Origin of the sequence: Microbacterium sp. R1 (genome assembly GCF_015159725.1) — a bacterium.
GTDB lineage: Bacteria > Actinomycetota > Actinomycetes > Actinomycetales > Microbacteriaceae > Microbacterium > Microbacterium oxydans.
This window is the reverse complement of record NZ_JADDUD010000001.1, coordinates 825,442-849,761: the sequence shown is the minus strand read 5'-3', so window position 1 is coordinate 849,761 and position 24,320 is coordinate 825,442. Positions and strand designations below refer to the sequence as shown.

Annotated in this window: 26 protein-coding genes and 1 tRNA gene; 6 read left to right on the top strand and 21 right to left on the bottom strand. The window is 67.6% G+C overall.

Annotation, left to right across the window (positions count from 1 at the left end; genetic code table 11):
- The first annotated feature begins 26 nt into the window (after nt 1-26).
- Nucleotides 27-111 (top strand) — tRNA-Ser (locus tag ILP86_RS04240).
- 177 nt (nt 112-288) lie between these two features.
- Here the strand turns inward: ILP86_RS04240 and ILP86_RS04235 are convergent.
- The 8 genes from ILP86_RS04235 to ILP86_RS04200 form a co-directional block, all read right to left on the bottom strand.
- Complete coding sequence (locus tag ILP86_RS04235; protein ID WP_058632115.1) at nt 289-891, bottom strand: GNAT family N-acetyltransferase; 603 nt, start codon at nt 889-891, stop codon at nt 289-291.
- Between the two features lie 29 nt (nt 892-920).
- The gene (locus ILP86_RS04230) at nt 921-1,553 is read right to left on the bottom strand and encodes a phosphatase PAP2 family protein (protein WP_058632116.1); all 633 of its coding nucleotides are present in this window, start codon (nt 1,551-1,553) and stop codon (nt 921-923) included.
- A 31-nt stretch (nt 1,554-1,584) separates the two neighbouring features.
- Nucleotides 1,585-2,985 carry a multidrug effflux MFS transporter gene (locus ILP86_RS04225; RefSeq protein WP_171011033.1) on the bottom strand — a complete coding sequence of 467 codons (1,401 nt, stop codon included), beginning with the start codon at nt 2,983-2,985 and terminating at the stop codon, nt 1,585-1,587.
- 153 nt (nt 2,986-3,138) lie between these two features.
- Nucleotides 3,139-4,293, bottom strand: coding sequence for a cystathionine gamma-synthase (locus ILP86_RS04220; protein WP_058632117.1), 1,155 nt, complete (start codon nt 4,291-4,293; stop codon nt 3,139-3,141).
- A 75-nt stretch (nt 4,294-4,368) separates the two neighbouring features.
- Nucleotides 4,369-5,745, bottom strand: coding sequence for a cystathionine beta-synthase (locus ILP86_RS04215; RefSeq protein WP_046747884.1), 1,377 nt, complete (start codon nt 5,743-5,745; stop codon nt 4,369-4,371).
- Between the two features lie 96 nt (nt 5,746-5,841).
- A complete protein-coding gene (locus tag ILP86_RS04210; RefSeq protein ID WP_046747883.1) occupies nt 5,842-6,804 on the bottom strand; it encodes a carbohydrate ABC transporter permease in 963 nt (320 codons plus the stop codon).
- Entirely contained in the window at nt 6,801-7,940 is a 1,140-nt protein-coding gene (locus tag ILP86_RS04205) for a sugar ABC transporter permease (protein ID WP_308431881.1), read from the bottom strand. Before ILP86_RS04205 ends, ILP86_RS04210 begins: the two co-directional genes overlap by 4 nt.
- A gap of 102 nt (nt 7,941-8,042) precedes the next feature.
- Entirely contained in the window at nt 8,043-9,359 is a 1,317-nt protein-coding gene (locus ILP86_RS04200) for an ABC transporter substrate-binding protein (RefSeq protein ID WP_113681355.1), read from the bottom strand.
- A 286-nt stretch (nt 9,360-9,645) separates the two neighbouring features.
- On the opposite strand from ILP86_RS04200, the gene ILP86_RS04195 reads away from it, so the two are divergent.
- Entirely contained in the window at nt 9,646-10,650 is a 1,005-nt protein-coding gene (locus ILP86_RS04195) for a LacI family DNA-binding transcriptional regulator (protein ID WP_046747881.1), read from the top strand.
- A gap of 164 nt (nt 10,651-10,814) precedes the next feature.
- Here ILP86_RS04195 and rplL read toward each other — a convergent pair whose 3' ends face one another.
- The 3 genes from rplL to ILP86_RS04180 all read right to left on the bottom strand — a co-directional run bounded on the left by rplL (nt 10,815) and on the right by ILP86_RS04180 (nt 13,156).
- Nucleotides 10,815-11,198 (bottom strand): 50S ribosomal protein L7/L12, encoded by a 384-nt coding sequence (gene rplL / locus ILP86_RS04190; protein ID WP_046747880.1) that lies wholly within the window; start codon nt 11,196-11,198, stop codon nt 10,815-10,817.
- 48 nt (nt 11,199-11,246) lie between these two features.
- Nucleotides 11,247-11,735: a 50S ribosomal protein L10 gene (rplJ, locus tag ILP86_RS04185; RefSeq protein ID WP_017829129.1), complete on the bottom strand. Its 489-nt coding sequence runs from the start codon at nt 11,733-11,735 to the stop codon at nt 11,247-11,249.
- Between the two features lie 443 nt (nt 11,736-12,178).
- Nucleotides 12,179-13,156, bottom strand: coding sequence for a hypothetical protein (locus ILP86_RS04180; protein WP_193761418.1), 978 nt, complete (start codon nt 13,154-13,156; stop codon nt 12,179-12,181).
- 343 nt (nt 13,157-13,499) lie between these two features.
- Between ILP86_RS04180 and ILP86_RS04175 the strand changes: the two genes are divergently transcribed.
- On the top strand, nt 13,500-14,180 hold the full coding sequence (locus tag ILP86_RS04175) for a YqaJ viral recombinase family protein (protein ID WP_046747878.1): 681 nt from the start codon (nt 13,500-13,502) through the stop codon (nt 14,178-14,180).
- A 94-nt stretch (nt 14,181-14,274) separates the two neighbouring features.
- Here the strand turns inward: ILP86_RS04175 and ILP86_RS04170 are convergent, their stop codons facing one another.
- From ILP86_RS04170 to ILP86_RS04150, 5 genes are read right to left on the bottom strand one after another with little or no spacing between them, the layout of a single operon-like run.
- Complete coding sequence (locus ILP86_RS04170; RefSeq protein WP_061015378.1) at nt 14,275-14,772, bottom strand: hypothetical protein; 498 nt, start codon at nt 14,770-14,772, stop codon at nt 14,275-14,277.
- Nucleotides 14,759-15,403 carry an LPXTG cell wall anchor domain-containing protein gene (locus tag ILP86_RS04165; protein WP_193761417.1) on the bottom strand — a complete coding sequence of 215 codons (645 nt, stop codon included), beginning with the start codon at nt 15,401-15,403 and terminating at the stop codon, nt 14,759-14,761. The genes ILP86_RS04170 and ILP86_RS04165 overlap by 14 nt, the downstream gene beginning before the upstream one ends.
- A complete protein-coding gene (locus tag ILP86_RS04160) occupies nt 15,400-16,014 on the bottom strand; it encodes a signal peptidase I (protein WP_061015380.1) in 615 nt (204 codons plus the stop codon). The genes ILP86_RS04165 and ILP86_RS04160 overlap by 4 nt, the downstream gene beginning before the upstream one ends.
- Before the next feature lie 27 nt (nt 16,015-16,041).
- Nucleotides 16,042-16,659 carry a SipW-dependent-type signal peptide-containing protein gene (locus ILP86_RS04155; RefSeq protein WP_193761416.1) on the bottom strand — a complete coding sequence of 206 codons (618 nt, stop codon included), beginning with the start codon at nt 16,657-16,659 and terminating at the stop codon, nt 16,042-16,044.
- A gap of 7 nt (nt 16,660-16,666) precedes the next feature.
- A complete protein-coding gene (locus ILP86_RS04150) occupies nt 16,667-17,287 on the bottom strand; it encodes a SipW-dependent-type signal peptide-containing protein (protein ID WP_193761415.1) in 621 nt (206 codons plus the stop codon).
- Nucleotides 17,288-17,566: 279 nt separating this feature from the next.
- Here ILP86_RS04150 and ILP86_RS04145 point away from each other — a divergent pair, with 279 nt between their 5' ends.
- Together ILP86_RS04145 and ILP86_RS04140 are read left to right on the top strand one after the other, a co-directional pair.
- Nucleotides 17,567-19,282 carry an MDR family MFS transporter gene (locus tag ILP86_RS04145; protein WP_058632137.1) on the top strand — a complete coding sequence of 572 codons (1,716 nt, stop codon included), beginning with the start codon at nt 17,567-17,569 and terminating at the stop codon, nt 19,280-19,282.
- Nucleotides 19,269-19,784, top strand: coding sequence for a MarR family winged helix-turn-helix transcriptional regulator (locus ILP86_RS04140; RefSeq protein WP_193761414.1), 516 nt, complete (start codon nt 19,269-19,271; stop codon nt 19,782-19,784). Before ILP86_RS04145 ends, ILP86_RS04140 begins: the two co-directional genes overlap by 14 nt.
- On the opposite strand, the gene ILP86_RS04135 is transcribed toward ILP86_RS04140, so the two are convergent.
- On the bottom strand, nt 19,723-20,667 hold the full coding sequence (locus ILP86_RS04135; protein ID WP_179515836.1) for a LysR family transcriptional regulator ArgP: 945 nt from the start codon (nt 20,665-20,667) through the stop codon (nt 19,723-19,725). The two genes, ILP86_RS04140 and ILP86_RS04135, sit on opposite strands and share 62 nt — an antisense overlap.
- Before the next feature lie 70 nt (nt 20,668-20,737).
- Here ILP86_RS04135 and lysE point away from each other — a divergent pair, with 70 nt between their 5' ends.
- Nucleotides 20,738-21,400 carry an L-lysine exporter gene (gene lysE / locus ILP86_RS04130; RefSeq protein ID WP_193761413.1) on the top strand — a complete coding sequence of 221 codons (663 nt, stop codon included), beginning with the start codon at nt 20,738-20,740 and terminating at the stop codon, nt 21,398-21,400.
- A 4-nt stretch (nt 21,401-21,404) separates the two neighbouring features.
- Here the strand turns inward: lysE and ILP86_RS04125 are convergent, their stop codons facing one another.
- From ILP86_RS04125 to ILP86_RS04110, 4 genes are all read right to left on the bottom strand, one after another.
- Nucleotides 21,405-21,761: an iron chaperone gene (locus ILP86_RS04125; protein WP_061015297.1), complete on the bottom strand. Its 357-nt coding sequence runs from the start codon at nt 21,759-21,761 to the stop codon at nt 21,405-21,407.
- A 157-nt stretch (nt 21,762-21,918) separates the two neighbouring features.
- Entirely contained in the window at nt 21,919-22,722 is an 804-nt protein-coding gene (locus ILP86_RS04120; protein WP_058632134.1) for an amino acid ABC transporter ATP-binding protein, read from the bottom strand.
- Nucleotides 22,709-23,374 carry an amino acid ABC transporter permease gene (locus tag ILP86_RS04115; protein ID WP_193761412.1) on the bottom strand — a complete coding sequence of 222 codons (666 nt, stop codon included), beginning with the start codon at nt 23,372-23,374 and terminating at the stop codon, nt 22,709-22,711. The genes ILP86_RS04120 and ILP86_RS04115 overlap by 14 nt, the downstream gene beginning before the upstream one ends.
- A gap of 3 nt (nt 23,375-23,377) precedes the next feature.
- Complete coding sequence (locus ILP86_RS04110) at nt 23,378-24,199, bottom strand: amino acid ABC transporter substrate-binding protein (RefSeq protein WP_061015299.1); 822 nt, start codon at nt 24,197-24,199, stop codon at nt 23,378-23,380.
- Nucleotides 24,200-24,320: the final 121 nt, after the last annotated feature.

The following is a 24,320-nucleotide window of genomic DNA, read 5'->3' as shown; positions in this document are numbered from 1 at the left end:
CGGATAGGATGGACAGGTTGTTCCTTGGTGACGTGTCCGAGCGGCCGAAGGAGCACGCTTGGAAAGCGTGTGTTGTGCAAGCAACCGCGGGTTCGAATCCCGCCGTCACCGCCGAAAACGAGAAAAGCCTCCGCGCCAGCGGGGGCTTTTCTCGTATTCATCGAGCGCTGGGGATTCGGGGAGGCGCGAGCGCAGCGAGCACCGGAGTCCCGCCGTCACCGCCGAAAACGAGAAAAGCCTCCGCGCCAGCGGGGGCTTTTCTCGTTCGTGTCGGGCGCGGTCCTCCGCTCAGTCGTCGAAGCGCACGCCGTAGATCTGTCCGCCCGGTTCCGCCGGTAGTCGCGTCATGCCGAGGCGCTCGTAGAAGGCGGCTGCGCCCGTGTTGTCCGGGTCGATGCCGAGGTGCAGGCCGCGCACTCCGCGTCGGGTCAGCTCGGCGAACAGCGTCTCGATGAGTAGGCGCCCGAGTCCCTGCCCCTGGGTCTCCGGAAGCAGATCGATGTGCAGGTGGGCGGGGTGGTCGACGACGTTCGGCTCGATGCCGGCCGCGCGGCTGTAGCCGTAGTCGATCATCCTGTCCTCGCGGGTGACGATCTCGGCCGGTCGCGGGTAGCGGGCCTCGAGGGCGGGCCACCACTCCTCTCGGAACCACGTGTAGAAGTCGTCGGTGTCGTCGGTCGCCACGATGTAGCCGATCGTCCGCTCGTCGTCGCTCTCGACCACCCACGCGAGGTCCGGATGACGCTCGGCGTAGGGCACGGCGAACAGGTCGCCCCACAACGAGTCGTCGGAGAGGACGCCGGTGGCATCCGCTCCGGCATCGGCCGTCTTCACGCAGATCTCGTACAGCGCGGCACGATCGGTGGGGCGGTACGGACGGATGCGAGACAAGACGACTCCTCTGGAGGGAACGGGGCCTCTCAGCCTATCGGCGCCTCGACCGCCGGCTTCCCGTTCTGCTGCACCCAGGGAAGCAGCCAGGCGGCGAGCACCAGCACGACGCCGGCACCGACCAGAGCGCCGCCGAGGGTGTCGCTGGCCCAGTGCACCGACAGGAAGGTGCGCGAGAGCGCCATTGCGAGGATCCACGCCGCACCGACGATCGCCACCCAGACCCGCGGGAACAGTACCCAGAGCACGAGGGCGATGGTCGCGGCGTTCGCAGTATGCCCTGAGGGGAAGGAACCGTAGTCGCTCACCACCAGCATGTCGTCCGGCCGAGCGCGGCCGAACAGCTGCTTGAGCACCTGCACACCGGCGGCGCTCGCGGCGAAACACAGCGCGGCGAACAGCGCACTGCGCCACCGACGCGCCAGCACGAGCGCCAAGATCACCAGCAAGGGCACCCCGAAGATCGCGACCCATCCCCCGCCGACCCAGTTCAGGACGAGGGCGAAGTCGACCATCCAGTCGGCCCTCGCTCCCGCGATGGTGTCGTTCCACCAGTTGTCGAAGCCCGGCGTCTGCGGGTAGGCGAACACCACCACGGCGCCGAGAATCGTCGCGAGCGCGAGGAGGCCCACTCCCCACCACAGCAGCATCCGCCTGTTCATCGTCCCATTCTGTCGGACGATGCCTGAACGCTCAGGGAGCGAGCATCCCGACCGTGCGCGGGCGCACCACGAACCAGAGCGACAGGATGCCGATCGCGGCGCAGCCGACCATGACGGAGGCCATGGTGGTCGCGGTGATACCCGCGTCATGCGAGAGCCAGCCCACGACCGGCGAGATGAGCCCGGCGACACCGAAGTTGGTCGCACCGATGATCGATGCGGCGGTCCCTGCGGCCTTCCCATGACGGTCGAGCGCGAGGACCTGCACGTTGGGGAACGTGAATCCGCAGGCCGTCATGAAGACGAACAGCGGGATGACCGTACCCCACAGCCCGAGACCGAGCTGGTCGGTGACGATGATGGCCGTTCCGGCGATGAGCAGCACGGCGGTGGAGTAGGCCATGACCCACTGCGGCCCGAAGCGCGCGGCCAGACGTGACGCGGTCTGGACTCCGACGACGACGCCGAGCGAGTTCACCGCGAACAGCAGACCGTACTGCTGCGCGTCGAGCCCGTGCGTCACCTGGAACAGGAAGGGCGATGCCGACAGGTACGAGAACAGACCGGAGAACGTCATTCCGCCGATCACGAGCACGCCCAGGAACACCCGATCGGACAGCACCGAACGGTACCGCTGCAGCATGGTGGCACCGCCACGGTCCTGACGCCGCGCGACGGGAAGGGTCTCCGGAATGAACAGGATCGTCGACAGCAGCATCACGATGCCGTAGGCCGCGAGCACCCCGAAGATGCCGCGCCACGGCATGAGCGTGAGGAGCCAGGAGCCGATGAGCGGCGCGATGACCGGAGCCACACCGGAGACCAGGGCGAGGCGCGAGAGCATGACGACGAGTCGACGCCCGCCGAAGAGGTCGCGCACGATCGCCATGGCCACGACTCCTCCGGCCGCAGCGCCGATACCCATGAGCACGCGTGCCACGCTGAGCAGCGCGAGATCCGGGGCGAAGGCTGCGCCCACACTGGCCAGCACGTGCAGAGCGGTCACCGCGATGAGCGGCACACGGCGCCCGACCTTGTCGCTGAGCGGACCGACCACCAGTTGACCGAGCGCGAAGCCGATCATCGTTCCGGTCAGGGTCAGCTGGATGGCGGCTGCCGTGGTCTGGAAGTCCTGCTCCAGAACCGGGAAGGCGGGAAGGTAGAGGTCGATCGTGAACGGGCCGAGGGCCGTGAGCGCGCCGAGCAGGATGATGTACAGCGTGCGACGGCCGAGGGAGATGGCATCGCCCGGGTGCAGCATGATCGGCGCGGTCGCGGGGTTCGCGCCGAGGGTGCGGATGGCGCCGGTCGCGGTCGGGATGCGGATGCTTCCCGTCGCGGTGCGTTCCGGCGGCGAGATCTTCGGTGCGTCATCGGCGGAATCCTCCGCCTTCACGACGGGGAGGGAATCAGTGCGGGGAGCGTCGGACACGACGTCCTTCCAGAGTTCAGGGGATGCAATGGTCGAATCGATTCGATCAGGGGAAGCCCCCATGTTACCGCCGCCCGGCCCGCTTCCACACGGACGAGAACGGAGAACGCACCCCCGCGGATCCGCGGAGGTGCGTCTCAGAAGGCGCCTCGATCAGCGCGAGATGCGGTCGAGTCCCTGCTCGAGGTCGGCGATCAGGTCGCCCACGTCTTCGATGCCCACCGAGAGCCGCACGATGTTCTCCGGGACGGCGAGCTCGGTACCTCGTACGGACGCGTGCGTCATGTCCGGCGGGTATCCGATGAGCGACTCGACACCGCCGAGCGACTCTGCGAGCTGGAACACCGAGGTGCTCTCGACGAAGGCGCGCGCCGCGTCGGCGCCGGCCGCGAGACCGAACGACAACATCCCGCCGAAGGCGCTCATCTGCTTCGCCGCGATGTCGTGGCCGGGGTGCGAGGCGAGACCGGGGAAGTACACCTGGGCGAACTCCGGGCGGGCCTGCGCCCACTCGGCGATGGCCTGAGCGTTCTCGGAGTGCTGGCGCATCCGCAGCGCGAGCGTCTTGATGCCGCGGGTCGTCAGCCAGGCATCCAGCGGTGCGGAGACCGCGCCGACCGCGAACTGCTGGAACTTCACCTGCTCGAAGAACCGATCGTCCGCGAACACGACCGCACCGCCGAGCACGTCCGAGTGGCCGCCGAGGTACTTGGTCGTGGAGTGCACGACCAAGTCGGCGCCGAGCGCGAGCGGCTGCTGCAGCGCCGGCGAGGCGAAGGTGTTGTCGACGACGACCGTGAGACCCGCCGCATGCGCGATCTCGGCGATCTGCGCGATGTCGACGATCTTCAGGAGCGGGTTGCTCGGCGTCTCCAGCCAGACGATCTTCGTCTCGGGGCGGATGGCGGCTCGGAGCGCGTCGATGTCTGCGAGCTCGACCGTCGTCGTCTCGATACCCCAGGGCGCCAGCACCCGGGTGAGGAGCCGGTACGTTCCGCCGTAGACGTCGTTGCCGAGCAGGACGTGGTCTCCCGGCTTCAGGATCCCGCGCAGCAGCGCGTCCTCCGCCGCGAGCCCCGAGGCGAAGGACAGCGCGCTCGTACCTCCCTCGAGAGCCGCGAGCTGCGTCTCGAGCGAAGAACGTGTGGGGTTCCCCGCACGGTTGTACTCGTACCCTGAGCGCAGGCCCCCGACGCTGTCCTGCACGTGCGTGGAGGACTGATAGATCGGCGGGATGATCGCGCCCGTGACGGGGTCTGGCGCTTGTCCTGCGTGGATGGCTCGGGTGGCGAAGGCGTGATCGGACATGCTCCTCAGCCTACGTCCGCGCTCGCACGGACGGCCGTCCGGTTACGCCCCGGGTCGGCCGATATCCCGACATCCTCAGCGCGACAGATAGGCGAGCAGATCCTGACGCGTCAGCACCGTGTGCGGCTTGCCGTCTTCGGTCACCAGCAGCGCGTCGGCATCGGCGAGCGCTGCCTTGGCCTGAGCGACGGGAGCGTGGATGCCGACGAGCGGCAGCCTCTCCCCCACGTGCGCCCCCACGGCGTCCGTCGCGTTCGCCTCACCACGGAACAGCAGGTCGAGCAGCCCCTTCTCGTCGACGGTGCCGACCACCTCGCCCATCATCACGGGCGGCTCGGCGCTCAGCACGACCAGCTGCGAGACGTCGTACTCGGTCATCATCCCGATGGCCTCGAGCACGGTGTCGGTGGGATGGGCGTGAACCAGGTCGGGGATGCCCGCGCCCTGTCGCGACGGACGAGCGGCGAGCACGTCGGCGACGGTCTCTCCCTCCTCCAGCTCGCTGAAGCCGTAGGAGCGCATCCATCCGTCGTTGAAGATCTTGCCCAGGTAGCCGCGCCCGCCGTCGGGGAGCAGCACCACCATCACGGCATCCGCGGGCAGATCCCGCGCGACGCGCAGCGCACCGACCACGGCCATGCCGCTCGATCCGCCGACGAGGATGCCCTCCTCGCGGGCAAGCCGCCGCGTCATGGCGAAGGCCTCTGCGTCTCCGACCGCGACGATCTCGTGCGGCACGGTCGGATCGTAGGCACCGGGCCAGATGTCCTCGCCCACGCCCTCCACCAAGTACGGACGACCGGTCCCGCCGCTGTAGACGCTCCCCTCGGGGTCGACTCCGACGATGCGCACCCGTCCGTCGGAGACTTCACGCAGGTAGCGACCCGTGCCCGTGATCGTGCCACCGGTACCGACGCCGGCGACGAAGTGCGTGACCTCGCCGTCGGTGTCGCGCCAGATCTCCGGCCCCGTCGTCTCGTAGTGGCTACGCGGGCCGTTCGGGTTCTCGTACTGGTTGGGCTTGAAGGCACCGGGGATCTCGCGCGCGAGCCGGTCGCTCACGCTGTAGTACGACTCGGGACTGTCGGGGGCCACCGAGGTCGGCGTCACGACGATCTCGGCGCCGTAGGCCCGCAACACGTCGATCTTGTCCTCGCCGACCTTGTCCGGCAGCACGAAGACGCAGCTGTAGCCGCGCTGCTGAGCGACGAGCGCCAACCCCACTCCGGTGTTGCCGCTGGTCGCTTCGACGATCGTGCCCCCGGGCTTCAGGTCGCCCGACGCCTCCGCGGCATCGATGATCCGCGCGGCGATGCGATCCTTCGACGACCCGCCGGGGTTCAGATACTCCAGCTTCACGAGCACTGTGCACGCCACACCCTCGGTGACGCGATTCAGCTTCACGAGGGGCGTGTCGCCGACGAGGTCGACGATCGAGTCTGCGTACTTCATGACTTCAGGGTAGACGCGCGGATGCCGCGACCGGGGCTGTGTTGCACCCGACCGCGGCATCCGTCCTCTCGAAAGGCCCCCGGTGTCTCTCGAAGGTCAGCCCTTCGTCGATCCGGCCAGCAGGCCGCGGACGAAGTAGCGCTGCAGAGCGAAGAACACGATCAGCGGCACGATGATCGACACGAAGGCGCCCGCCGTGAGCAGATACCAGTCGTTTCCTCTGGTTCCGGTGATCTCGGCCAGCAGCTTCGTGATCGGCGCGGCAGCTCCATCGGCGAACACCAGTCCGACGAGCAGGTCGTTCCAGACCCACAGGAACTGGAAGATCGCGACGGATGCGATCGCCGGCATCGTCAGCGGCAGCACCACGCGGAAGAAGATCTGGCCGCGGGACGCACCGTCGACGCGGGCCGCCTCGATGATCTCCCCCGGGATCTCCGACATGAAGTTGTGCAGCAGGTAGATCGCCAGCGGCAGCGCGAACATGGTGTGCGCGATCCACACCTGCGCGTAGCCGTCCGACGCGCCGAGCGGCTGCGTCACCTGGAGGCCGAAGAGATTGATCCCTCGCGAGAACGAACTCAGCAGCGGCACCAGGGCCATCTGGATCGGCACGATCTGCAGGGCGAACACGAAGATGAACAGCGCGTTGCGGCCCTTGAAGTCGATCCACGCGAAGGCGTAGGCCGCCATCGAGGCGATCATCAGCGGTACGAGCGTGGCCGGGATCGTGATTGCGATCGAGTTGACGAACGACTCGAGGATCGTGAGCTGCGTCGTGCCGGACTGCAGCACGTCGACATAGTTCTCGATCGTCACCTGCGGATCGGCGAAGAACGTCCACCATCCGCTCGACTGGATCTGATCGCGCGGCCGGAACGAGGAGATGAACAGCCCGAGCGTCGGGATCGTCCAGAGCACCGCGATCACGATGGAGGCGACGGACGCCCAGGGGCGCGACAGCTTCTTGCGAGCGCGTCCCGCGGAGCCTTCGATGCCGCCTCCGGTCGTGATGGCGCGGGTGCTGACAGCGGTTTCGGACTTCACGGTGTCGGTCATCGGATCTCCCGCTGCTTCTTGATCTGGCGTGCGTTGTAGATGACGATCGGCAGCACCAGGATGAACAGGATCACGGAGAGCGCGGCACTGCGTCCGGCCTCGAACTTCGAGAACTGGGTGTACATCTCGTTCGCGAGCACCGAGGTGCCGTAGTTGCCGGCGGTCATCGTCCTGACGATGTCGAACACCTTCAGCGAGGCGATCGAGATCGTCGTCAGCACCACGATCAGTGCGGGGCGGATGGAGGGGATCGTCACCGAGATGAAGCGCTCCCAGGCATTCGCACCGTCGAGCTCCGCCGCTTCGAGCAGTTCCTGCGGCACGCCCTTGATCGACGCGGACAGCAGCACCATGGCGAAACCGGTCTGCACCCAGATGAGCACCACGATCAGGAACAGCGTGTTCCACGGCTCGTTCAGCAGCCACTGCTGCGGCTCACCGCCGAACCACACCATGATCTGGTTGAGCAGACCGATCTGCTCGAACTGGGGGCCGCGGTACTCGTACATGAACCGCCAGATGATGCCAGCCCCGACGAAGGAGATCGCCATGGGCATGAACACGAGGACCTTATAGATCTTCTCGCCGCGGGTGCGGTCGATGAACACCGCGTAGGCGAGACCGACGATGGTCGACACGGTCGGGACGAGCAGCACCCAGATGATCGTGTTGACGACCGAGGTGATGCCATCGGACTGCGTGAAGATCCACAGGTAGTTGGCGAACCCGACGAAGTCCTTCCCCGACGAGTTCAGGAACGACGAGTACATCGTCTGGATGGACGGCAGGATCAGGCCGACCAGCAGCAGCAGGATGGCTGGTGCCATGAAGGCGACGAGCTGGATCAGATAGCCGGCGCCGTCGCGTGATCGATAGTCGAGCCAGAAGAACAGCGCCCCGACCGCGACCGCCACTCCCATCGCCCAGTAGTAGGAGTTGAAGAACCACATCACGGCGAACGGGATGAGCAGGCACATCGCCAGCCGGATGCCGGTGTAGAGCGCTCCCCTGCGTGGAGCGATGTCCACGAGGAACAGGATGAACGCCACGACCACCGCGAAAGCGATGACGACGGCGACCGCCTGCAGGATCGGCGGGAGCGAGCCGATCCACTGGAAGAAAATAGTCGCGTTCACGGATTCCCCTTCATCACGCGGAGCGTAACGACGACCGCGCATCGGCGTGCGGCGTCGAGAGATGAGGAGGGCTGCCTCCCAGAGGGCAGCCCTCCTCGTCTATCAGCTGGCGGGCCAGCCCGTCTGGATCTGCGTGAGGACGTCGTCCGTCGGCGTGCCGTTGACCCAGGCCACGATGCCCTTCCAGAACGTGCCGGCGCCGACGGCACCCGGCATCAGGTCGGACGCGTCGAAGCGGAAGGTGGTGTCCGGGTCCTGAAGGATCTTGATGGTCTCCTGCAGGATCGGGTCCTTCGCGTTCGCCGGGTCGAGGCCGTTGTTGGCCGAGGTCACGCCGCCGAGGCTGACGCGGCTGTTCGCCCACTCAGGGCTCGAGAGGTACTCGAGCACCTTCTGGGTGGCCTCGGAGTCGGTGAACGCTCCGACGATCTCACCGGCACCGGTCACGGCCTTGTCGTCGGCGCTCTCACCCGGGAGCATGAACGCCCAGACGTCGCCGTCCTCTGCGACCGTCGTGCCGTCGGGGAAGAAGCCCGAGAGGAACGAGGCCTGGTGCGTCAGCGCGCACTCGCCGGCGGCGAGCTTGGGAGCGACGTCACCGAACGCGGTGGAGTTGATCGAGCGGACGTCACCGAAGCCGGCGTTGACGTTGGCCGGGTTCAGCAGGACCTCGCCGACCGAGTCGAACGCCTGCTTGATCTGCGGGTCGGTGAACTTGACCTCGTTGGTGACCCACTGGTCGTAGACCTCCGGACCGGACTGACGCAGCACGTAGTCCTCGACCCAGTCCGTTCCCGGCCATCCGGTCGCGGTGCCCGACTCGAAGCCGGCGCACCAGGCGGGCGTGCCCGTCGCAGCCTGGATCTTGTCGGTGAGGGCGCTCATCTCATCGAGCGTGGTCGGAACCTCGACGCCCCATTCCTTGAACTTCGCGGGCGAGTACCAGATCCACCCCTTGACGTTGGCCATGAGCGGAGCGCCGTAGAAGGTGCCGTCGACCGTGCCGTAGTTGACCCAGTCCTCGGTCCAGTACTCGTTGGCGTTCTTCTCGACCGCTTCCGGAGCGGGCTTCAGGTAGTCGCGGTCGGCGAAGTCGGCGAACAGGCCCGGCTGCGGGAAGATCGCGATGTCCGGCGGGTTGCCGCCCTGTGCGCGGGTGCCGAGCTGCGTCTCGAAGTCCTGGCTGCCCTCGTACTTGATCGTGATGCCGTTCTCGTCGGCCCAGTCCTTCCAGGACTCCTGGAGGAGCTTCGCCTCATCGTCGACGATCGTGCCGTAGATCGTGACGGTGGCGTCGCCTCCGTCTCCTCCGCCGGTGCTCGGTGCTCCACCGGGAGCCCCGCATCCGGCGAGCGCGATGCCCGCGACCCCCAGCAGGGCGAGCGGCGCGTAACGCCGGGAACGCTGTGACAGAGTCATGTGAATTCTCCTCTTCGAGTACAGGTTCCCGGCTGGTGCGACGCCACCCCGGGGCATCGTTAGGGAACCGATTCCAGGCCAACCTACTGGCGATCAGCATCACCGCACAACACGCTAGGGTCACAAGCTCGCAACCATTCGCGGTGCTCGCATCACACACATGGGAGCGCTCCCTCGCCGAACGCCTGGAACCGGTTCCTTTTTCGCGTGCCGGCGGCTACGCTGTGACGCGGCGCGCACCCTGCGCCGGGTCCACGCAGCCGCGTGATCAGGTCGAGGAGGACCGATGAGCACGATCGCGGACGTCGCGTCACGTGCTGGCGTGTCGAAGGCCACCGCGAGCCGCGCCCTGAGCGGCCGCGGATACGTGTCGACAGCAACCAGGCAGCGCGTCGCGGACGCTGCGCGCGAACTCTCCTACGTCGCCCATTCGTCCGCGACAAGCCTGGCGACGGGGCGCACCCGCACCGTGGGAGTGGTCATGCCCCCGGTGGACCGATGGTTCTTCGCCGAACTGCTCGCCGGAGTGCAGGAGTCGCTCTTCGCTCTGGACTACGACCTGTCGCTGTACGGCGTGCCCGAGGGCTCGAAGACCAGGGAGCGGCTGTTCGAGAGCATCCTCCCCGGGCGCCGCTTCGACGGCATCATCGCGGTCGGCATCCAACCGAGCGCCCGTGAACTCGAGCGACTGCAGCAGGCGGGGCGCCCCCTCGTCAGCGTGGGGCCCTACAGCGAGGGGTCAAGCGCCGTGTCCATCGACGACACCGCCGCCGCGCGTATCGCCACCGAGCATCTCATCGAGCTCGGGCACACCGACATCGCCTTCGTCGGCGGATCGACGGATGCCGCGGAGCTGAGCTTCGGCGATGCACAGCGACTCGACGGCTATCGTGGCGCCCTGCGGGCCGCTGGTCTCTCGGCGCACGCCCGCATCGCCGGCGCGGCCCCGACCATGCCCGGCGGCTATACGGCTGCGGCCGGACTGCTCGGCGACAGACGCCGACGCCCGACCGCGATCGTCGGAGTGTGCGACGAGGCCGCGATCGGCGCGATCATCGCGGCCAGACGTCTGGGGATCGCCGTTCCGACGGAGCTCAGCGTCGTCGGAGTCGACGATCACGAACACGCGGACATGTTCGCGCTGACCACGATCGGCCAGTCGCCGCGCGACCAGGGCCATGAGGCCGTGCGCCTGCTGACGCAGCAGATGGAGGACCCGGACGCTCCGCTCGAGCGCGTCGACGCCGCATCCGCCCTCGTGGTTCGCAGCTCTACTGCTCCCCCGCGCTGAGCTCGCAACATTCCGGGATGCCGGCGGCGGTGCCGTTGCCGGCATCCCTCGGTGCCGTCGGCGCGAGCAGTCTGGGACGCCTGGAACATCGGGAACGCCCCGGGCACGCACGAAGGCCCCGAGCGAACCCGGGGCCTTCGATCAGAAACGCGTGAGCGTCGCGATTACTTGAGGGTAACCGTTGCGCCTGCCTCTTCGAGAGCAGCCTTGGCCTTGTCGGCGGTCTCCTTGTTGGCGCCCTCAAGGACGGCCTTCGGGGCACCGTCGACGACAGCCTTGGCCTCGCCGAGACCCAGCGAGGTGAGCTCGCGGACGGTCTTGATGACCTGGATCTTCTTGTCACCAGCGGCCTCGAGGATGACGTCGAAGGAGTCCTTCTCTTCCTCAGCCTCAGCAGCGCCTGCGCCACCCGCAGCACCGGCGACGGCGACGGGAGCAGCAGCGGTGACCTCGAACTTCTCCTCGAACGCCTTCACGAACTCGTTGAGCTCGATGAGGGTCAGGCCGGCGAACTGCTCGAGCAGTTCCTCGGTGGAAAGCTTCGCCATGATGTATCTCCTAGATAGATGGGGTTTGTAGACGAGATCGCCGGTCGCTTACGCGGCCTCTGCGGTCTCCAGCTTTTCGCGAAGAGCATCGATGGTGGCGGCAGCCTTGCCCATCGTCGCCTTCATCATGCCCGCAGCCTTCGCCAGCAGAACCTCACGGCTCTCCAGCGCGGCGTACTTGTTGACCTCGTCCGCGGTGAGGGCGTTGCCCTCGAAGATGCCGGACTTGATCACGAGAAGCGGGTTGGCCTTGGCGAAGTCACGCAGAGCCTTGGCGGTGGCGACGAAGTCACCGTGCACGAACGCGACGGCCGACGGACCCTTGAGGTCGTCGTCCAGCGCGGAGATGCCAGCCTTGTTGGCGGCGATCTTGGTCAGCGTGTTCTTCACCACGGCGTACTCAGCGTCCTGACGGATGCTGTTGCGCAGCTCCTTGAGCTGGGCAACCGTCAGACCGCGGTACTCGGTCAGCAGAACGGCAGTCGAGTTCTCGAATGACTTCGTGAGCTCGGCGACCGATGCATCCTTCTGCGCCATGGTCACTCCTTGGTGTGTACGAGGCGCCGCACGGTGGTGAGGCGCCGACCTGGACCACCTGCAAAGAGAAAAGCTCCGGCGCAAGCGCACGGAGCTTTCGAAAGTTCGTGTCCTGCGCGGGCCCCTGCGATGCAGAGCTTCGATCCTGTGCACTCACGCGCACACGATGACCAGCGGTCTTCGGTTCCCCACAACTCTACCCCACCCCAGTCTCTCCCCCCAAATCCCCCCAAATCCCCCCTCCCCCGTCCCCCGTCCCCCTCCCTCTCCCTCCTCACCCCCTCGTCTCCGCCGAGACCCACGTTCCGTATCGAGACCCACCGTCGGATGCGCGTTAGAGCGTGGGTCTGGGCGATGAGCGTGGGTCTGGGCGATGAGATGGCGTGAGGACTGGCGGGTCTCGATGACACCAGGGGGCTCGGCGAGCATGGGTGCAGCGCGCGTCAGGGGTGGAGGCCGAACGCACGGAGCCGCGCACCGAGAGCATCCGACGTGACGATGTCCTCGGATCCCCAGCGGACGATCCGCCACCCTGTGACTCCGCGGATCGCATCCTCCCGACGCTTCTCCGCGAGCACCACGGCCTCCGCCGACATCCCTGTGCGCAACGTCGGATCGAGGTACTTTCCTCGCCCGTCGAACTCGCCGAACGTCCGCGCTCCCCGAAAGGCGAAGTCGAGCGAGTACTCCTCGCCGTGCGGTCCGGTGACGCGCGACTGCAGATCGACCTCGGTGAACCCGAGACGGTGAAGGTGCAGACGACTCACGCTCTCTCCGGGCAGCTGAGCGCGGCCATCTGAGAACGCGATCACCTCTCGGGCCTGACGGATGCCACGGTTCGAGAGGGTTTGCGCCCGCCTCCCGAGTTCACTCCGCCACTCTGCGGCAGCCGCATGGTCCTGGTCGTGTCGCCGGACCGCGATGCGCCGTAGCGCCGCGTCAGCGACGGAGATCGCCGCTTCGGGCGTGAGCCGGCATGCCAGATCGAGCACGGTCCTCTCGAGCGAGGTGCATCTGATGCCTTCGACTTCCACGAGGTCGCTATCGCGGAGAGTGAGATCGTGCCTCGCGACACCCCACTTCACTCTGCTGCGACTCGTCGGACCGAGAACAGCGTGAACGTGGGTCGGCGAGGTCCGATAGAGCGGAAGCCCGTGGATGACGGCCGCCGAAGCGAAGCAGAATGTGGCACGGCCACCGGCGGATTCCCGGTGCACGGCGAGCACCTTCAACAGATGACGACTCTCGTCCCAGAGCTGCTCCCACTCCACTGAATCCGCGTACCAGCCGCGACGCACTCGCACGATCGAGCCGTCGTCGACCATGGCCCGGAGCTCGCGCTCCGTCACCCCTCGAGCGAGCACATCGCTTCTGGCGAGAAGGAGCCGGCGCGCTTCCTCGATGGTGATGGTCCTGCGCATGCACTCGATCCTCACCCTTCCCGCAGCCCATCCACACTGCGATGACCAGCGCTTGCCGGAAGTGCGGACAACTCGCTTCACATCCACGCTGTGCAGAACAACAGTCGGCGGTGCACCTGCCTACCTGGCAGTCCCCGGACCCATGCCTATCGTCGAGACCCATGCCCCCGAGCGACTGCGGGCGTGGGTTTCGGCGACAGCCTTGGGTCTCGACGCGGGCGGGGCGGGGGAGGGAGGGGGCGGGGCGGGGCGGGGAGGGGCGGGGCGGGGCGGGGCGGGGCGGGGAGGGCGGGGGCGGCGTGTGAGGGCGGGGAGGGTCGGCGGGCGGGGTTAGGGTCGAAGGGTGACCCCGGAACTCTCTGCACGCATCGTCGCGGATTCCCGTGACCGCGTGGCCTGGTTGAGAGCTCGATCCCGGGGCATCACGGCGACCGACGTGGCCGGACTCACCTCCGAGAAGTCGATCGCCAGGGCGGCGGACTCGAAACTCGGTGGCGGACCCCGCTTCGGCGGCAACGCGTACACGGATCACGGCCGCCGACGCGAACCCGAGATCGCGGCCTGGGTGGCGGCCACCCACGGCATCCTCCCCTCGTCCGCGCTGTTCCGCGCCGAAGTCGAGCATCGTCATCTCGCCACACCCGACGGCATCGCGGTCGACGCGGACGGGCGCGTGAAGCTCGCCGAGATCAAGACCACGAACAAGCCTTTCCGCGGCATCCCGCGCACCTACCTCCGTCAGATCTGGTGGCAGCAGCACGTCCTCGGCGCCGAGCGCACGCTGTTCGTGTGGGAGGAGCACGTCGACTTCGCGCCGATCCACGACGAGCCGCGCTGTGTGTGGATCGACCGCGACGACCGCGAGATCGCCAAGCTCGTCGGACTCGCCACCGACCTCATCGATGAGCTCTACCGCCGCACCACAGGCCAGCAGGTTCCGAACCGGATCGTGGACGCCGCCGCCAGCCGCCGAGAGCAGCTTCGAGAGCGCGACGCCTTCCGTGCTCTGGCCCTCGCCGACTGACGAGTTCACCGACTGACGAGTTCGCCGACCGACGAGTTCACCGACCGGCACGACTGACCCGGCACGACTGACTCTCACCCTGCGTCCGCCGTCCTCAGGTGCAGGTGTTGTTGCCACCGAGGCCCAGCAGACCGCCGACCGACAGTGTGCGCGTCGCCGCCGGTGACACCCACGACGTTCCCGCGTAGATGCTCTCGACCTTGACGGTGTTCGTCGACCCCAGCAGGCTTCCGAGCAGCGTGTTCAGAAGCCCGGAGCTGATCGTCGACGAGTAGGTGTACGGGCCGGAGCCGCTCTGCGTGACGTTGCTGTTGTCGACGACGACGTTGTTGATCGACAGCCGCTGCTGCACCGTCAGGTACGGCGAGGTCCAGGTGATCGTGAAGCCGGTGAACGTGCCGAGAAAACTCGTGACCGTGCACGAGGTCACCACCGGAGTCGCCAACGTCGATGCCGTGAACGATCGTGCCGCGTACTCGCTGTCGGTGAAGGCGGCATCGGTCATCTGCACCGAAGGAGACGAGGCGACGCCGAGGAGCACCGCGAGGCCGACGACTCCGGCGAGGATCCGTGCACGCTCACGAGACCTCATCTCGCACCCCCTGCCACGAAGCAGCGCGTCGACGGCGGAGCACCAGCACGGCACCGGACCCGATGAGGCCGGCACCGGCTCCGACGATCCACGGCGCCGCGGACGGAAGTCCCGTCGTCGCCAGGGCACCGTCGGACCCCGCGACCACCGTCTCCCCCGCGCCCTGCGCATGCACGCGGACATCGGTGCTGCCGGCGCCCGAACCGCCCGCGGGATCGAGGACGATGGCGAGGCGGAGGTGTGTCGTCTCGGTGTCGGCGACCTGCAGAAGCGGAACCTCGACGCCGTCGCGCGGGATGTCCCACCGTGTCCGCAGGGCCGTCGCGCCCACCGGGCATCCGCTCTCCGTCCATGCCTCCGCGCACGTCGAGATGTCCAGGAGCAGGTGTGCTTCACCTGTCGCGCTCACCGCGATCCTGATGACTCCCGGATCCGGCGCGTCAGCACTCACCTCGATGTCCCACTGCACCGGCTGCCCCGGCAACAGGCTGCCGGCCGCTGCCCAGTCCGCGACGGAGACCAGACGGAGAACGGATCCCTGGATGACCTGTGTCGTGGGCGCCGCCCAGGCCGCACCCGGCGTCACGATCACGGCGACCGCGAGCAGGACCGCGGCGAGCGCGCGCCTCATGGGCCGTTCCCGTCGGGATCGCGAGCGGCTCGGCGCTGCTCGCGCGGCCAGAAGGCCCATACGACGAGCGACGTCGCCGCGACGGTCAGGACTCCCAGCACCATCGGATTGCCCATCCCGGCGATGATCGACGCGACCCCCGGAACCGCGAAGACCACCTTCCTGACCGAGGAGACCGTGTACGGGAAGGGATCCTCCGCCGCGTTCGCATCCCCTCGCATCGTGATCACCCGCTCCGGCGCACTCGCACCCGCGACGACGGAGGTGACGCGGTGGGTGACGGGAAGCTCCCCCTCGCGGTCGACCGTGACCACATCACCGACGACCACCTCGCTCGCGGGCACGCGCTGCACCACCGCGACGGAACCGGCGGGGATCGTGGGCGACATGGAGCCGGTGCGGAACATGATGAGCGTGATCTGCGCCGTGAAGGCGAGCACGACGAGCAGGATGCAGACGGCGCCGGCGATCGCCGCCGCCCAGAGCAGCACGTCGCCGATCACGCGCCCCGGTCGTATCCGGGAATGTACCCTCGCCGCGGTCGCGTGGGGTTCGACCGCGGCGAGGGACGTCTTGTCCTCCCTCAGGCTCCGCCGTGTGGGGGTCGTCATGTGCTCGTCCTCTCCCTGGCATCGCTGCTACGACGACGTCCCGAGGAACTGCCAGGTCTGCGTCATCGTCAGGCCCTGCGCCGCGTTCGCAGCGGTGAGCGGGAGCGTGACGGCGAAGCAGTAGTTCACTTGTGCGGAACCGTTCGCGGTGACGACCTGCGTCGCGGATCCGCCAGCGGTGAGGGCCGATCCGTCAGCCACGACCGCGGTCCCGGCCGCGTACGTGGTCGCGTTGCAGGTGGTACCGGCGATCGTTCGCACTCCGTAGGTGAGATAGGCGGCGAGTCCCGTTCCCCCCGGAGTCCCCGCCGACAGCTGCAGGGTTCCTGCAACGGACGGGTTCGCTGTCTTGACGCTGAACAACGCATAGGTGGAATTGCCCGGCGCCATGGCGGTCGGAGCGAGCTGGAAGTTCAGGGTCGCGGCCGCGCCGGTGGTCGCGTGGCTCGCGAACGTGGCTCCATCGACGGCTCCGACGATGTCGAACCGGCCCGCGGTGAAGTTCGCTGTTCCGTACTCGGAGTCGTTCCAGGCGGCGAGTGTGGCGGCGGCGCCGATGCCGAGCACGAGCCCTCCCGCGAGAACGGCTCGCAGTCGACGCGATCGAAGTCTCCGCCCCTCCCGCACATCTCTGCGGGTGACCATCACGTACTCAGCTCGTCGACGTGGCCGTGAACTTCCAGGTGGCGTTGGTCACCAGGCTCGGCGTCAGCGACGCATCCGCCGTCACTTTGAAGCAGAGTTGCACGGCCGTACCGGGAGCTGTCGTGGGGCTGCCGACGGCGAGCGGCACCTGCGTCGCACCGGTCTGCGCGTCGAGCGTCGCTCCGGTCGCGATCGGCGTTCCGGTGGCACTCGCCGCGTTGCAGGTCGCGCCGGGTGCGAGCTGATAGATTGAATAGGACAGGTGTCCGGTGTTGGAGCTCGCTGCGGGGTCGGCGGTCGTGCCGTCGGCGACGAGATTGGCTGCCGTCGTCGTCCCGCCGGCCAGACGCACCCAGAATCCGGCGTACACCGAGCTCGTCGGAGACATGTTCCCCACCAGCCCGGCGGGGAGCGTGAACGCGAGCGTGGCTGCACTGCCTGCGGAGTTATGGTCGGCATATGTGGTGCCGTCCGTCGATCCTTGGAGGTTGAAGGCGCCGGCGGTGAACGTGCCGTTCGCGAACTCGGAGTCGTTCCACACCGCGAGCGTCACCGCTGTGCCGATGCCGAGCACGAGCCCTCCCGCCAGTACCGCGAGGATCTTGCGCTGGGTTGCCTTGGTTGCCATGTCGTTTCCCCCTCAGGAACTTCGAGAACCGCGTGAATGCCTCTGTTCCGGTCCCCCTCAACGACCCCGCATCCGCGCGTTTGCGCCATCCTCTCCCCGCCCCATCCGCAGAACAAGGCGATTTCGCGCAGGAGATTCGCTCATCCCGCGCAGAGTGGAGAGACCTCCGGTAATCGTTGATCTATATCAACGACCAGCGTATAGTTGACGCAGTTCAACCATCTCGCGCGCGCCAGAGCGGTCGCAGCATCCCCTCCTTCTCTCTGCGAAAGGTCAGGCATGACCCCGGATTCTCCTGTCAAGATGACGCATCGCCAGGTGCTCGAAGCCCTCACCGGCCTCCTGCTCGGCATGTTCGTCTCGATGATCGCCACCACGGTGGTCTCCACCTCCATGCCGGTCATCGTGCACGACCTCGGCGGCGACCAGGCCGCCTACACATGGGTCATCACCGCGACGCTGCTCACCACCGCCATCTCGACGCCCATCTGGGGCAAGCTCGCGGATCTCTTCAACCGCAAGCTGCTGATCCAGATCGCCATCGTCGTCTTCGTCGGCGCGACGGCTGCCGCCGGCTTCGCGCAGGACACCAACACGCTCATCGCGTTCCGTGCCATCCAGGGCATCGGCGGCGGCGGACTCGCGGCCCTCAGCCAGGTGATCATGGCCGACATCATCAGCCCCCGCGAGCGCGGCCGGTACATGGGCCTGTTCGGCGCCGTGATGGCCGTCGCGACGGTGGGCGGCCCGCTGCTCGGCGGATGGATCACCGATGTCGCGAACTGGCGATGGAACTTCTTCGTCGCCCTGCCTTTCGCGGTCGCCGCCCTCATCATCCTGCAGAAGACGCTCCATATCAGCACCGAACGCACCCGCAAGGTCTCGATCGACTACGTCGGCATCGTGCTGCTCTCCGCGGCCGTCTCACTGATCCTCATCTGGATCACCAACGCGGGATCGACCTTCGACTGGTGGAGCACGGAGACCGTGCTCATGGTCGGCGGAGCGATCGTCTCGGCCATCGCCTTCATCATCGTGGAACTCCGGGTGCGCGAACCGCTGATCCCGCTCACGCTCTTCCGCGGTCGCACCTTCACCCTCTCGGTGCTCGCGTCGATCTCGATCGGCGTCGCGATGTTCGGCACCTCGGTGTACCTCGCGCAGTACATGCAGCTGTCCCGTGGCGCCACGCCGACGGAGGCCGGGCTCATGACCCTCCCGATGATGGCAGGGCTCCTGATCGCGTCGATGGTCATCGGCCAGCTCGTCACGCGGTTCGGCAGGTGGAAGGGCTACCTGATCCTGGGCTCCGTGCTGCTGATCGCCGGATCGGTGATGCTGTCGACCCTGCACTACGACACGAACTTCGTCCTCGTCTCGATCTACATGTTCGTGATGGGCGCCGGCGTCGGCATGACGATGCAGAACCTCGTGCTCATCGTGCAGAACGTCGCCAAGCCCAGCGAGATGGGCGTCGCGAGCTCCGGTGTGACCTTCTTCCGCAGCCTCGGCGGCACGATCGGCGTCTCGGTGATGGGTGCCGTGCTCGCGAACAGCCTCACCGGTCTGTTCAGCGACGGCAAGGAGCGCATCGGAGCAGCGATCGCTCAACTGGGTGACAAGGGTGCGGAGGTCGCAGCCCAGCTGTCCAGCGGAACACTGCCGGAGGTGCGCCTGCTCCCCGAACCGGTGCGCTCGATCATCGAGGATTTCTACGCCCAGGCGATCTCGCACGCGTTCCTGATCGGCATCCCGCTCGCCGTGATCAGCCTTGTGGCGATCCTGTTCCTGCCGAACCGCCCGCTGACCACGATGACGACGACCGAGCGCGCCCACGCGGATGCCGCGAAGGAGGACGACGGCCGTGCGGCAGAGGCATCCGACGTCGCGATCGCCGACGCGGAGGCACTCTCCGGCGCTCCGACGACCGGCGCGGTGGGCGTCATCCATCGCGCCGACGACCATGGAGACACCTCGTCCGATGTCCGACGCTGACGACACCCCCGGCACCGCCCACACCGCGGACGACGCCGACACCCCGGAGGCGCGAGCCGAAGCGGTCCGCGCCCTCGAGGCGGAGTTCGGTGAGCTGATCACGCACTTCCGCCGCGTGATCACCGAGAACGCGAACCGTGTGAGTCCTGGGCTGCTGCCAGGCGCCTACAAGATCTTCACCACGATCGCACGGTGCGAACAGGTGACCGTGTCCGCACTGTCCGAGCGGATGCTCATGGACAAGGGGCAGGTGAGTCGGACGGTGCGTGAGCTGGAGGACCTCGGTCTCATCGAACGCACGGCCGACCCCGCCGACGGACGCTCCTCCCTGCTCGAGCTCACGCCGCTCGGCACGGAGAGGCTGTCCGCAGCCCGACTTCCGCAGGAGGGCATCCTGCTGCGCACGCTCCAGGAGTGGAGCCTCGCGGACATCGGGAACCTCACCCGGCTGCTGCACGCCCTCGGGGCCGGGGTGACGCCGCGGACGAGCGCGGCCGACTGAGCGAAGGAGCCCCGAGCACCCGTCGAGCCTCGTCCGCGACCTCAGCGGCGATCGTGTCGAGCAGCTCCGATCGCAGGTTCCACTGCTGCCAGTAGAGCTGCACCCGAAGCACGGGGCCGCCCAGGGGCACGAGTCCACCCGAATCCTGCAGCACCGGCACCATGCCCCACCCGAGCCCCAGAGCGACCGCCAGCGCGTAGTCGTGTGACGCCGGAACGTAATGACGCGGGACGCCCGCCTGCTCGACCGACATCGCCCTGAGCCATTCATGTTGCAGGGTGTCCCTGCGGTCGAAGTCGACGAACGGCGCTCCGGCCAGCGCCGACGAGGTCGCCCCGTCGGGGAACCAGCGAGCGGCGAACTCCCGCTCGGCCATCGCGCGATACTCGAGCACCCCGAGCGGTGACACGGAGCAGCCGGTGACGGGGGTCTCCTCGCTCGTGACGGCCGCCATCACCGCGCCCGATTCGAGCAGGCGGGCCGTGAAGTTCTGATCGTCGCGATGCAGGTCGAAGTCGATGTCGTGCCGTGCGGAGAGTCGCGCGAGCGGGGCCAGGAACCACGTCGCCATCGAGTCGGCGTTCACCGCGAGAGGCACCGTGATGCGTGGAGAGCCGTCCGGGTCGTCGATGCCCACCCCCGCGAGCGCGTCATGCTCCAGCAGGGAGATCTGTCTGGCCAGACGGACGACGGCCTCCCCCGCCTCGGTCAGGCGTGCGGGTTTGGTGCGCACCACCAGGATGCGGCCGAGCTGCTGCTCGAGGGTCTTCAAACGCTGGCTCACCGCGGACGGCGTGATCTGCAGACGCCTCGAAGCCGCGTCCAGCGTTCCCTCATCGACGATCGCGGCGAGGGTGTTCGCGAGTTCCGGGTCGATACGCACATAAGCCAGGCTAATGGTTCCGTAGGAATCTTCGCTTCTCTTCATGTGTGTCCGTTTCTACGCTGGACACATGCTCACGATTCTCGCCGGCCTCGGACTCGGCCTCTCCCTCATCGTCGCCATCGGCGCGCAGAACGTGTTCGTGCTGCGTCAGGGAATCCGTCGCGAGCACGTCCTGGCCGTGGTGATCATCTGCGCGCTCTCCGATGCAGCGCTGATCGCCGCGGGTGTCGCCGGCCTCGGCTTCGTGATCTCCGCCGCACCCTGGCTGGTCGTGGTCGCCCGATGGGCGGGAGCGCTGTTCCTGCTCACCTACGGAGCACTCGCCGCGCGGAGGGCCTGGCGGGGCGGCGAGGAGCTCGACGTCGACGCGACGGACTCCGCGTCACTCCGCGCTCCGACCGCGGGAGGCACGACGCCCACGATGACCCGCACACGGCTGGCACCGGTCATCCTGACCACCCTCGCGCTCACCTGGCTCAATCCGCACGTGTACCTCGACACGGTGCTGATGCTCGGTTCGATCGCGGCCACCCACGGTGATCAGCGCTGGCTCTTCGCCGTCGGGGCGATGGCCGCGAGCCTGCTGTGGTTCACCGCGTTGGGCTTCGGGGCACGCTATCTCGGACGATGGCTGCGCACCCCACGGTCGTGGCGCATCCTCGACGCCGTGATCGCCGTCGTCATGATCTCGATCGCGATCAGTCTCGTCCTCCCCGTGCTGGGAGCGTGACGGATCAGGAGGCGTCGATCTGAGCGAGACGCGCGCGGACGAGAGTCTCCAGCACTTCGGTCGGGATCGGATGCTCTGGCTGGAACCGGATGGTGCCCTTGTCGACGCTGGCTCCGGGGTGGTTCCCGAGCGCGTCGGCGACGGCCGCCACAGCATCGGGACTGAACGGGTAGACGCCGATGTGCTTCTTGGCCCGCATCACGGAGAGCAGCGGCTTGCCGTGGTGCACGAGCGCCGGCATCCCGTAGCCCTTGCCCTGCTCCGCATCCGGCACCTCCGTGCGCGCGACCGCGTAGACACGATCGATCGCGGCCCGATCGGCCGGTGCGAGGTCCGCGAGATAGTCGTCGATGGTGCCCACGAGGGCATCCTCTCACCGATCCACCTCAGAGGCGAGGGTCACGCGGGCTCAGCGCCTCTGCTCAGGCACCGTGGAGTTCAGGCACCGTGGAGTTCAGGCACCGTGGAGTTCAGGCACCGTGGAGTTCAGGCACCGTGGAGTTCAGGCACCGTGGAGTTCAGGCACCGTCGAGAGGACGCATGATGCGGGTGAGGAACCGCTGCGTGCGCTCGTGCGTGGGTGCACTGAAGAGCTGGGCAGGTGGGCCCTGTTCGACGACGACGCCGCCATCCATGAACAGCACGTGATCCGCGGCTTCCCGCGCGAAGCTGAGCTCGTGCGTGACCACGGCCATGGTCCAGTTCTCGTCCGCCAGCTCCTTGATGACGAGCAGCACCTCCCCCACCAGCTCGGGATCCAGCGCGCTCGTCGGCTCGTCGAACAGCAGCAGGTCGGGCTTGAGCGCGAGCGCCCGCACGATCCCGACGCGCTGCTGCTGTCCTCCGGAGAGCTGATGCGGCCGGGCGTCAGACTTGTCGGCCAGACCCACGCGATCGAGGAGGATGAGCGCCTCGGCGACGACCTCGGCTTTCGGTCGACCCTGCACGCGCCACGGACCCTCGATGACGTTCTCGAGGACAGTGAGGTGCGGGAACAGGTTGTGGTGCTGGAACACCATCGCCGACCGGTCGCGCAGGGCGAGCCGCTTCTGCTTCTGCACCCGGGGCGAGGGCTTCACCGCGGGGGCGAAGTCGATCTCGGGCCCGCCATCGACCACGATCGTGCCGGCGTCAGGCGTCTCGAGACCGTTGAGGGCGCGCAGCACCGTGGTCTTGCCGGAACCGCTGGGCCCGATGAGCACGACGACCTCTCCGCGGTGCAGGGTCAGGTCGATCCCCCGGAGCACCTCGTTGTCGCCGAAGCTCTTGCGCAGGCCGCGGGCGGTGAGCAGAGCCTCTGCGGTGTTGTCAGTGCGCGACACGGCTGTCGAGCCTCCTCTCGAGGGCGCTCTGGCCGAACGACAGCACCAGGCAGAGCACCCAGTAGACGAGCGCCGCAGCGAGGTACAGCACCATGAACTCGTACGTCGTCGAGGCGATCTGCTGCGCCACCTTGAACAGCTCGGTGACGAGGATCAGCGACGCGAGCGAGGTGTCCTTGACCAGCGAGATGAAGGTGTTCGACAGCGGCGGGACGGACACGCGCGCGGCCTGCGGCAGGATGATGCGGGTGAGCGTGCGGGTGCGGTTCATGCCCACCGTGTACGCCGCCTCCCACTGCCCCTGCGGGACCGAGAGGATGGCCGCACGCACCACCTCGGCGCCGTAGCCGCCGACGTTGAGCGAGAGCGCGATGATGGCGCTCGGCCAGGGATCGATCGTGACACCGATCGACGGCATGCCGTAGAAGATCACGAAAAGCTGCACCAGCAGCGGCGTCCCGCGGATCACCGAGATGTAGAACCGCGCGATGCCCGAGAGGATCGGGTTCACCGAGATCCTCATCAGCGCGATGCCGATGGCGATGATCAGCCCCAGGGAGAACGACGCCAGCGCGAGCGGCACCGTCGCTGTCAGACCCGCCCAGGCGATCGGCCCGAGCGAGTCGAGGAACAGCTGCCAGGGACTCTCCATCGATTACTGGGAGACGTCTTCGCCGAAGTACTTCTTGCTGATCTCCGCCAGGGTGCCGTCAGCGCGGAGCTCGTCGAGCGCTCCGTCGACGGCCGTGACGAGAGCTTCCTTGTCCTTGGTGAACGCGAACGCCGACTTGCCCGCCTCATCGGTCTCGGCCGCGATCTTCAGTCCGGTCGGGCTGTTGGTGGTCTCGTAGTCGAGGAAGGTGAGCTTGTCGTTGATGGTCGCGTCGACGCGGCCCTGGCGGAGCAACTCGACCGCCTGGGCCCACCCCTCGACACCCTCGACCTTGGCGCCGGACTCGGTGGCGAGGTCGTTCCAGTTGCTGGTGAGGGACTGCGCGGTGGTCTTGCCCTTGAGATCGGCGAAGGACGAGATCGAGTCGTCGTCCTCGGCCACGACGATCACGCCCGGAGAGACGGTGTACGGGGTGCTGAAGAGGTACTTGGCCTCACGCTCGTCGTTGATCGTGACCTGGTTGGCGATCACGTCGAATCGGCCGGCGTCGAGACCCGCGAAGATCGCATCCCACTGGGTCTCCTCGAACTTCACGTCGAGGCCGAGCTTGTCTGCGACGGCCTCGATGATCTCCACGTCGTAGCCGGTCAGGTCGCCCGCTCCGTTGTCGCCGTGGAAGCTGAAGGGACGATACGTGCCCTCCGTGCCGACGGTGAGGACGCCGTCCTTCGCGAGGCCGTACTCCGAGCTCGCGGAGCTCTCACCGGAGCCCGAGGTGCTCGCGGGAGTGCTGGACCCGCTGCAGGCGGTCAGGACCGCGGCGGCGGCGACGAGTGCGGTGACGGCGATGAGACGACGGGACATGAACCCTCCTGGGGTGTGAAGCGCGGTGCGAGTTTACGCGACCGTCACGGGAACTCCCCCACAGTACGTGGCGCATGTCGGTTCCCCGCATCCGATGACGTTGCGTTTCGCGGTTCCGACG